This is a genomic window from Kribbella sp., from assembly GCF_035655035.1.
GTDB lineage: Bacteria > Actinomycetota > Actinomycetes > Propionibacteriales > Kribbellaceae > Kribbella.
The window spans coordinates 18,479-28,293 of sequence record NZ_DASRVN010000229.1 but is presented as its reverse complement, the minus strand read 5'-3'; the positions used below and the strand labels follow the sequence as shown (position 1 = coordinate 28,293).

Below are 9,815 nucleotides of genomic sequence, written 5' to 3'. Positions count from 1 at the left end.
GGAGAACGTCGTCAAGCACTTCCCGCTGCGGCGCCGGGGTTTCGGCAAACGCGAGTTCGTCCACTCGGTCGACGACGTGACGCTGGAGGTGGGAGGCGGTACGTCGCTGGGGATCGTCGGCGAGTCGGGTTCCGGCAAGAGCACGCTGGCCCGGATCATCCTCGGCCTGCAGGCTCCCGACAGCGGCCGGGTCGACGTGGCGGGGGTGCGGGTGACGTCGCTGAAGCGCAAGGACGACAAGGCGTTCCGGCGTACGGCGCAGATCGTGTTCCAGGATCCGCACGCGGTGATGGACCCGCGGATGACGGTCCGGCAGAGCCTGACCGCCGTACTCGCGCAGCACCATCTCGGGGACCACGCCGGCCGGGAAGCCCGGGTCGTCCAGGCACTGCGTGAGGTCGGGCTCGACGCGGAGTACCTCGACCGGTATCCGGGCGACTGCTCGGGCGGGCAGCTGCAGCGGGTCGTGATCGCCCGGGCCTTGCTGCTGGAGCCGACGTTGCTCGTGTGCGACGAGCCGACGTCGGCGCTGGACGCCTCGGTGCAGGCGACGGTACTGAATCTGATCAGCCAGTTGCGGCGCGAGCGGGAACTGACGATGGTCCTGATCTCGCACGACCTACGAGTTGTCCGGCTGACCAGCGATCGGGTCGCGGTGATGTACCTCGGCCAGATCGTCGAGACGGCGGATCGCGAGCAGCTGTTCACCGATGCGCGGCATCCGTACACGTTGGCGCTGCTTGCCGCCGCGACGCATGCCAAGGATCGCGTCGTCGCGCAGGGCGAGCCGCCGTCTCCGGTGCATCCGCCTGCTGGATGCCGGTTCAGCACGCGGTGCCCGCTGGCCACTGACCGATGCCGTCAGGAGGCCCCGCAGTTGACGGACGTGATGCCCGGGCACCAGGTTCGCTGTCATCGCTGGGCAGAGAGCGCTGAGCTGCTGAGCGTGGGTCCCGCATGACGGCGGCGGCAGGCGAGTCATTCGCCGATGTCTTCTCCCCGCCCGGTGGTGCCTATCTGGAAGGGCGCTGGAGCTGGCCGGCCGACGTACTCGAGGTGACCGATCCCGAGACCGGGGAGGTGGTCGGCGCTGTGTCGGATGCCGGCGCCGCGGAGGTCGACCGGGCCATCAGCTATCTGGCGGTCTCGCAGGGGGAGTGGCCGTTGTGGGCGCGCCGGGAGACGTTGACGAGGGCCGCCGGCCTGGTTGCGGACCGTGCGGCGCAACTCGCGGACGTGATCGTGGCGGAGGCGTCGAAGACGGTCCGGGAGGCAACCTCCGAGGTACGGCGAGCCGCCGAGACGTTGCGCCTGTCCGCCGAGGCGGCATCGGTGCTGGACGGGCGAACGGTTCCGTTCGGCAACAGTCCGCGCGGCGACGGGTGGCTCGGCTGGTACACCCGCGAGCCGGTCGGGATCGTCGCGGCGATCACGCCGTACAACGATCCTCTGAACCTGGTGGCACACAAGCTCGGGCCGGCCCTGCTGGCCGGCAACGCCGTGATCCTGAAGCCGTCCGAGCTGACACCGCTGTCCGCGTTCGCGCTGGTCGAGATCCTGCTCGAAGCGGGTGTCCCAGGCTCGCGCCTGGCACTGTTGACCGGGCTCGGCGCGGCCCGTGCCCTGGTGGCCGACGACCGGGTGGACGTGGTGTCGTTCACCGGTGGTCGTCGTACCGCGGATCTGGTCGCTCAGGAGGGGAGGGCGAGGAAGCTGCTGATGGAGCTGGGCGGGAACAACGCGCTGATCGCCTGCTCCGACGCGGATCCCGCCGACGTGGCGGTAGCGATCGTGGACGGCGCGTTCGGAGTGGCGGGTCAGAACTGCTTGTCGGTCCAGCGCGCACTGATCGCGCAGCCCTTGTACGACGACGTTCTGGAGCGGGTGCTCGCGCTGACCGCGGACCTGCGCGTGGGTTCGAAGCTGGACCCCTTGACCGATGTGGGACCGATGATCACCGTGGATGCTGCCGTCGGCGTGGAGGCTGCTGTGACGGCGGCGGTCGGCGAGGGGGCAAACCTGCGATGCGGGGGACGGCGAGCGGCTGCCTTCGTGACACCGGCTGTCCTCACCGACGTTCCGCATGGCGCGGATCTGTGGCGCGAAGAGGTCTTCGGTCCAGTCGTACTGATCGAGCCTTTCGCCGACCTGAGCGCGGCGATCGACGCGGCGAACGAGGTTGACACCGGCTTGCAGGCCGGAGTCTTCACCCGCGACATCGAATGTGCCCTCGACGCGGCAGACCGGCTCCGGGTCGGCGCCGTACTGGTCAACTCCAGCTCCGACTTCCGCATTGATGCCATGCCCTTCGGTGGTTTCAAGTCCTCCGGCGTCGGCCGCGAAGGCATCACCACCGCCGTCGAATCCTTCTCCGAGCCCAAGATCGTGGCCATCCGGCGCCGGCAGCTGGACCCCGCTCAGACGACGGCTGGAACAGGTCGGCTGCGCTGATCATTCGGGCCGCGGTTGTCCGAGGTCCGGCCACAGTCTGTTGGCGTGATCGTCGAGGTGATCTGCTGCGTTCAGCGACACCGCGGCGACAGGTGTGTCGCCGCGGAAGAGCGCGACGACGGCGGTTTCGGCGCCGATCGCTCCCCAGATCACCTGGCTCCGATTCGCCAGCTGGGGGAACCCGACCGCGCGGATCCCGGCGCCGTGGATGGTGGTACCGAATCTGGGCATCGCGCACCAGGAGCGGGTGCTGCCGTGGAGCAGGTTGGTTGCGGCGAGGGTAGCCTGGTCGATCGCGCTCGCCCAGTGCTCGGTGCGGGCGAGCTCGCCGCCCAGCAGACGATGAGGGGCGCGAACGGCGTCTCCGGCGCCGACGACTCGGTCGTTGCCGAGGGCATGTAACGACGGACCGCACGCCAGGCCGTCGCGGACGTCGAGGCCGGCGGCTTCCAGCCAGCCGACGTTCGGCTTCGTGCCCGTTGCCATCACCGCGATGTCGGCCGGAACCCGCGTCCGGTCCGCCAGCAGTACGCCGGTCACGCGACCGTGACTGTGCTCCAGCCGTGCCGCCCGTGAGCGTGGAATGATGCGGACGCCTGCTTTGCGGTGCAATGCGAGGAGGTGCCCGGCGACGGGGAGACCGAGGCTGTGGGAGGTCGGCACGGTGCCGCTGTGGACGAGTGTGGTGTCGTGTCCGAATCCGACAGCCGTCGAAGCGATCTCGGCCCCGATGAGGCCGCCGCCGACAACGACGACGCGACGCGCGCGGCCGGTCAGCGCCCGCCGTAACCGGTCCGCGTCATCGACGGTTCGCAGTACGAATGCACGCTCGACTCCCTGGACCGTGTCGGAGTCTCGTGGGCGGGCGCCGGACGCCACGACCAGGCCGTCATAGGAGACCTCGGTGCGCTCGTCGACAGTCACGACCCGCCGGGACAGATCGACGCCGGTCGCTTCGGCGCCCAGTCGCCACGACACGTCGGCGCCGGGGTCGTCCAGGTCCAGGCCGCCGCGATCGGTGTCACCGGTGAGAAACGCCTTGGACAACGGATAACGGTCGTACGGGTGATGCGGCTCGGCCCCAATCACGGTGAGCGTGCCGTCGAAGCCGAGGTGGCGGAGCGTCCGCGCTGCATGATGCCCAGCGAGGGACGCTCCGACCACGACGATGTTCTTCATTCGCACGGCTGATCCTCAGGCGGCCGGCTGGTCCGCCTTGTGCCACGCCCTTCGGGCCAGCAGCCGGAGGCCGTTGAGTCCGACAACCATCGTCGAGCCCTCATGCCCGGCGACACCGAGCGGCAGCGGCAGGATCCAGACCATGTCCCAGATCACCAGCACAGTGATGACGGTCGCCGCGAAGACGAGGTTGGCCTTGACGAGCCGGTGAGCGCGGCGGGCCAGGCCGATGACCTTCGGCAGCGTGGCCAGTTCGTTCCGGACGATCACCGCGTCGGCGGTCTCGAGTGCGAGGTCCGATCCATGCCCGCCCATTGCCACACCGAGCTCGGCGGCGGCCATCGCGGGGGCGTCGTTCACACCGTCCCCGACCAGCATCACTCGGTGGCCGTCGTCCTGGAGACCGCGAACTGCGCTCACCTTGTCCGCAGGCAGCAGACCCGCGCGCACATCGGTGATGCCGACCTCCTCGGCGAGCCGGCGGGCGGCCCGCTCGTTGTCACCGGTCAGCAGGATCGGGCTGCGGCCGGTCAGCTCACGCAGCATGGCGACCGTCTCGCGTGCGTCGGGACGTACCCGGTCGGCGAGCCCGAGAACACCGGCCGCGACCCCGTCGACCGTGACGACCACCGCCGTACGACCTGACTCCTCCAGCTTTGACACCAGCGCCCGCGCCGCCGTCTTCGCCTCTCCTTCAGCTACCTCGTCCAGAACCGCCGGTGACCCGACCCGGATCGCGGCACCGCTGACCACGGCCGTCACGCCGCGTCCTGGTGTAGAGGTAAACGTCTCGCTGTGCGGCACGGCGATCTCCGCCTCCTGGGCTGCCAGGACGACAGCCCGCGCCAGGGGATGCTCGCTCGGCCGTTCCGCGGCGGCGGCGAATGCCAGCAAGCGCTCGGTCGTCAGGCCGGCCGAGGGGACGACCTCGACCTGCGCGACCCTCGGGGTTCCTTCGGTCAGCGTTCCGGTCTTGTCGAACGCGACCAGGTTCACCGTGCCGAACTTCTCCAGCGCCACCGCCGACTTCACCAGTACGCCGTGGCGGCCCGCATTGGCGATCGTCGACAGCAACGGTGGCATGGTGGCCAGGACGACCGCGCACGGCGAGGCGACGATCATGAACGTCATCGCCCGGAGCAGGGTGGGCTCGAACGCGGCACCCAGCGCCAGCGGGATCCCGAACACGGCGAGCGTCGCGATCACGACTCCGACGGAGTACCGCTGCTCGACCTTCTCGATGAACAGCTGTGTCCGGGCCTTGGTCTGCGAGGCCTCCTCCACCATCGTGACGATCCGCGCGACGACCGAGTCCCGGGCGGCGCGGTTCACCGTGATCCTCAGCGCGCCGGTACCGTTCAGCGTGCCCGCGAAGACCTCGTCACCGACAGTCTTTGCCACCGGCAACGGTTCGCCGGTGATCGAGGCCTGGTCCACCTCGCTGAGGCCGTCGACCACCTCGCCGTCGGCGCCGACGCGCTCGCCCGGCCGCACGAGCACGATGTCGCCCACGACGAGTTCGGCGGTATCGACCAGTTCCTCGTCGCCGGACGAGGTCAGCCGGGCGGCCCGCTCGGGCGCGAGGTCGAGCAGGGCGCGCACCGAGTCCGCCGTACGCCTGGTGACGAATGCCTCCAAGGCACCGGAGGTGGCGAAGATCACGATCAGCAGCGCGCCGTCGAAGACCTGTCCGATCGAGGCGGCGAGGATCGCGGCGACGATCATCAGGATGTCGACGTCCAGCGACTTCTCGCGCAGCGCGCGCAGGCCGGACAGCGCAGGTTCCCAGCCTCCTGCCGCGTAGCAGGCCAGATAGAAGGTCCACCACACCGGGGCAGGCGTTCCCAGCGCGTGGAGTCCGGCCCCGAGGAGGAAAAGGACGGTCGCGAGAGCAGCCCACCTGACTTCCGCCATCGAGATCAATGACCACAGTCGGCTACGCCGATTGGTTCGGCGAGCGGGATCCTGGGGCACCTCGCGGGGCGGTGCGGACAGTGTGAAGGTCATGCCCGAAACAGTAAAACATGAACACATATTCATGCAAACCTGCGTTGTGGGTATGCTGTGCGGTATGGGTCACGGAGCAACTGCGCGCACAGGCGTACCCGTGCGCCTGGATCTGGCCTCGGCCAAGGCCGTCGCCGCCACCCTCCAGGCCCTGGCCACCCCGAGCCGGCTGCTCATTCTGGGACGACTGCGCGAGGGGCCTGCCACCGTCGGTGAGTTGACGGAATCCGTCCAGATGGAACAGTCCGCGGTCTCCCAGCAACTCCGCCTGCTCCGCAACCTCGGCCTCGTCGAGGGCGTGCGGCAAGGGCGCACAGTCGTCTACTCCCTGTACGACAACCACGTAGCTCAGTTACTCGACGAGGCGATCTATCACGCGGAACACCTGCGGCTCGGTGCCCCGGACTGAAACTTGCTCGGCACTGATCCTGCGAGCCTGACGGCGGGCCGAGCTGCGCCGGATGCGGCGGTGGGCTGCGAGCGTCCTGAACCTCGGCGGTCGTCACGATGCCGACCCGCATGCCCTTGACCCCCTTGGCCAGCTCGGCGATCGTCTCGACCTTCGGGTGGGCGTTGACGTCGGTCGCATTGCTCTTAGACGCCCATGGCGTTCATCGAGGACTTCTGCCCGGTCACGTACGCCGACAGCGAGTTCGCCGAGTCGGTCGCGATCGCGTCCGCACCCGAGTACTGACGAGACCGCGTCCATCCGGTCCATCTCGAAGGTGCTGTGGTACTTGCCCTCGGTGATGCCCTTGGAGAGCAGCCGCGCGGCGGTGATCGCGGCGCCGCCCATGCCGTCGCCGAGGAAGAAGATCACGTTCTTGGCGCGCCGTCCGCCGGCCGGTACGGCGACGTCGTGGACAACGCTGGCCGAGAACGCCTCGGCGCCGTTGTTACCTTGACCGCGATCATCCGGCCCGCGGAGGGGTAGGCGACGTGCCGGTAGGTGACCGCCAGGCTGCCGGCGGCCGAACTCGACCGCTCCGGAGTGCCCTGCAGCAGCGGTACCGGACCACGCGACCCGACCACCTTGATCTCGATCCGGGCCGTCTGCGGGTCGACACCGGCGGCCTCGACCCGCAGGTCGAAGTACGCCCCGGCCCGGAACTTCGCGTTGTTCAGCGGGAGGATCCGGATCCGCGGGTTCCGCACACCGCGGATCGCTTCGCGGTCGTCGCGACCGGCGAACGTGGGCGGGTCCGCAGCCTTCAGATCGCCACGGCCGGCGACCGCAGCCGTTGCGGCGGCAGCCTGGGAAGGTGCGAGCGCGCCGCCCAGTCCTACGACGACAGCCGTCGCGCCAGACCCGCCCAGGACAGCTCGGCGGCTGACACCTGTTCACGTGATCTCGTCGGCCATGTTGCACCATCCTGTTCCTGAGGCTTACCTGACGGCTGAGAAGTCGCCAGGTGGCCGACGCAACGGTCAGCGACCTGCGATCACGCCATCACAACGAGTCAGCTGCGTCTTGGAGAGTGGGGTGTTCTCGATGCTGTAGGAGTCAGGGAAGGATTGGCGGAAGGTGCGATCGGCCGACGGCTAGGCGACCGCATGGGGGGATGCGACCGGGCTCCGATTGCCGTTTCGATCCACGGCGCGTATGCCCATCTGTACGTTGTCCTTGGAGATATCGATCGTGATTGTGGTGACGTTGCCGACCGGAATCGCCGTGGTCCAATCGGGTTCCGTAGTCTCCCGCAATACCACCTCGTACCCCGTCAGGTTGGCTTCGGGGCCGGCTTTCCAGGAAAGCGTGGTGAGGTTGGTGCCCGAGAGGGTGCCAGGCGGCGTCGTGTGGATCTGTGCATCCTTGGGAGTGCTGGGCGAGGAGGCAAGCCCCCACAACGCAGCGGCGTTAACCCTGGTCACCCGGGCGATGTAGTCGAAATCCACGAACTCGATCAGGTCGCCGAACTGCACGCCGTCGACCACACGGGTGTTCTGGTGCTCGTGATTGAAGTTCTCCCGCGGCTCGGTGAACCTCGCGGCCGGGTAGCCCTGGCCCTGGAAAGAGACGTGGTCGCTGGCGCGCAGGAACCGGTCGCGCCGCCAGATGAGCCGGATGCCCATGCCGGTCAGGCTGTGCGGAGCCACCGCGCGCACGAAGCGGCCTAGTTGGCGAGCTTGCCCGTCGTTCTCGCCGCCAACCGACTTCAAGAGCGCGATCTGGTCCGGTGTCGCATTGGTCGGGAGCCCCTCCAGAAACATCCGTACCGTGAACGGGTCAGGCTTGTGGCCATCGAAAGACCGGCTGGCCCCAATGATGTCGTTGCTGAACATGCCCTGGACGTCGTTGCCGGCCGATGACATCTGCTGTGCCATGAAGCTGGAGCCGTACAGGCCTTGCTCCTCTCCGGCAACGGTGGCGAAGATGATCGTGCCGGGGAACTGGTGCGACGCGAACAGCCGCGCGAGTTCGAGCACGCAGGCGACGCCGGACCCGTCGTCGTCGGCACCTGGTGCGTCGCTGGTGAAGTCCATCACGTCGGTCACTCGTGAGTCGAGGTGGCCGGTGACGACGTAGAACCGCTCAGGTGACGCGGTCCCCTGCAGCGTGGCGATGACGTTGGTGATCGTGGTGGGAACGGGGATCCGGCTGGAGACAGGTTGCACGAACGATTGCCGCCGTACCGTCAGGTTGCCGCCGGACAGAGCGGCGATGGCCTGCATCTGCTGAGCTACCCAGTCTGTTGCCGCGCCGATGCCACGCTCCGGCTCGGTCTGGCTGGACAAGGTATGTCTCGTGCCGAACTCGGTCAGCCGCTGGATGGTCGCTCCGATCCTGTTCGGGTCGACGTTGCTCAGCAACCTCCGCAGTGCCGGGTCGAACTCCGAGGGCCCGAGCCCGGCTGGTGATGCCTGCGACGCGGCAGCTTCGGCAGGGGAGCCGACAAGCGTCGCACTGACGGTGCCGGCTGCCACAGCACCGGAGCCGGCCAAGAAGGTTCGGCGGCTTGAGCGCGGCGACGAGGATCGAGACATGTCGGAGCCAGACATGGCGCCTCCTTAGGTGCGGGCGGTATGCCCCTGAGCCCTACTCTGGCACCCGCAGCACACGATGTCAGCGCCACAAGGTCCCAGGGTTCGCCATCGGCCTCTCCGCAGGCGATACCTGCGAATCGGGGCGGACGGTCGGCTCCGGCCGAACCCGCCGCGGATGCTCTCCACGACGCGGTCTGCCACTTACGCGGACAGTACCCGGACTAGCGACGGCTGTCGTTCCGGTTCGCGGACGTCGAACGAAGAGTGCGACGAGTCGCCTCACGCAATACGCAGTGGCGAGGCGACCAGTTCGGTTGCCCTCGCGCCGCGCTGTCATAGCTCACACTGGCAGGGATTCTAGCGAAATGATCGAACGTGCGGTGGCTTGCACGCGCTGGCGGCGGGGGCCAGGGATTATCGATTTCACGTGTTACCTGAAGGGTGAAGACCTGAAATGGAGCATGGACATCTACGACACCAACGCCTGGTTGTGATGTCCAGCGAGGTTGTTCGTCGGGTGCGCGGTGAGTCGGTCTGACAGGTGAGGCCTCCGGTTGTGAAGTGGATCTGTCTAAGGAACCGCTTCACCAACCAGGAGGCCTTCGTGTCCCGCGTTAACGCGACTCTGACTCCACGAACTGCACCACCAACCACCCTCGGAGAACCTGGTGGGTGGTCCCGCCGCCGTGGCGCGGCTGGAACCGGCGGATCGCACTATCGCCCTCCCCAGCGTCGTAGCCCTAACCCTGCGGCCGGCAGCCGTGCTGCACACCTCAGCTCCTCGATCACAGCATCGGGATGCACCCCCGGTTGCAAGACGCAACTCCGTGGTCTAACTGGCAGGACTCGGCGACGACAAGATCGGCCCCTGGCCAACACGACCAGCCAGCCAACGAACGCACGCTACAGAAGGAGAAACAGCTGCTCTCCAAGCTTGCCAGGAGGTTGACGATGTCACTTAGGCCGTTGGCCACCGATCGGCTGGCGTGCGTTGCGGAGTTCTTTCTGGACGTTGTGTGGGTCCCGGTACACGTCCTAGCTGTCGGGGAAAATCGGGGCATTTAGGGCGCCGCCTTCATCGTCTGCCCCTCGCGCCGCACTTAACAACTCCTGGAACGTCGAACCTCGATCCCGAGATCCGCCAGGGCCCGGGGGCTCTCCACGCGGGGGCAGATGGGCTCTGGCCTGGCTGC

At 68.0% G+C, this 9,815-nt stretch carries 8 protein-coding genes; 4 read left to right on the top strand and 4 right to left on the bottom strand.

Features of this window, described 5'->3' with window-relative positions:
* Positions 1-961: ABC transporter ATP-binding protein (locus tag VFF46_RS13205; RefSeq protein ID WP_325037387.1), on the top strand; the 961-nt coding region annotated here is incomplete at its 5' end.
* Positions 958-2,451, top strand: a complete 1,494-nt coding sequence (locus VFF46_RS13200) for an aldehyde dehydrogenase family protein (protein WP_325037386.1) — start codon at positions 958-960, stop codon at positions 2,449-2,451. The genes VFF46_RS13205 and VFF46_RS13200, both read left to right, overlap by 4 nt.
* Here VFF46_RS13200 and VFF46_RS13195 read toward each other — a convergent pair whose 3' ends face one another.
* Together VFF46_RS13195 and VFF46_RS13190 are read right to left on the bottom strand one after the other, a co-directional pair.
* Positions 2,452-3,630, bottom strand: coding sequence for an FAD/NAD(P)-binding oxidoreductase (locus VFF46_RS13195; protein WP_325037391.1), 1,179 nt, complete (start codon positions 3,628-3,630; stop codon positions 2,452-2,454). It abuts the gene before it with no gap.
* A 15-nt stretch (positions 3,631-3,645) separates the two neighbouring features.
* The gene (locus VFF46_RS13190; RefSeq protein WP_325037385.1) at positions 3,646-5,544 is read right to left on the bottom strand and encodes a heavy metal translocating P-type ATPase; all 1,899 of its coding nucleotides are present in this window, start codon (positions 5,542-5,544) and stop codon (positions 3,646-3,648) included.
* Positions 5,545-5,701: 157 nt separating this feature from the next.
* On the opposite strand from VFF46_RS13190, the gene VFF46_RS13185 reads away from it, so the two are divergent.
* Positions 5,702-6,046: a metalloregulator ArsR/SmtB family transcription factor gene (locus VFF46_RS13185; RefSeq protein ID WP_325037384.1), complete on the top strand. Its 345-nt coding sequence runs from the start codon at positions 5,702-5,704 to the stop codon at positions 6,044-6,046.
* Positions 6,047-6,453: 407 nt separating this feature from the next.
* Here VFF46_RS13185 and VFF46_RS13180 read toward each other — a convergent pair whose 3' ends face one another.
* Positions 6,454-6,792 carry a hypothetical protein gene (locus tag VFF46_RS13180; protein WP_325037383.1) on the bottom strand — a complete coding sequence of 113 codons (339 nt, stop codon included), beginning with the start codon at positions 6,790-6,792 and terminating at the stop codon, positions 6,454-6,456.
* 387 nt (positions 6,793-7,179) lie between these two features.
* Positions 7,180-8,637, bottom strand: coding sequence for a M28 family metallopeptidase (locus VFF46_RS13175; protein WP_325037382.1), 1,458 nt, complete (start codon positions 8,635-8,637; stop codon positions 7,180-7,182).
* Between the two features lie 350 nt (positions 8,638-8,987).
* On the opposite strand from VFF46_RS13175, the gene VFF46_RS13170 reads away from it, so the two are divergent.
* Entirely contained in the window at positions 8,988-9,116 is a 129-nt protein-coding gene (locus VFF46_RS13170) for a hypothetical protein (RefSeq protein WP_325037381.1), read from the top strand.
* Positions 9,117-9,815: the final 699 nt, after the last annotated feature.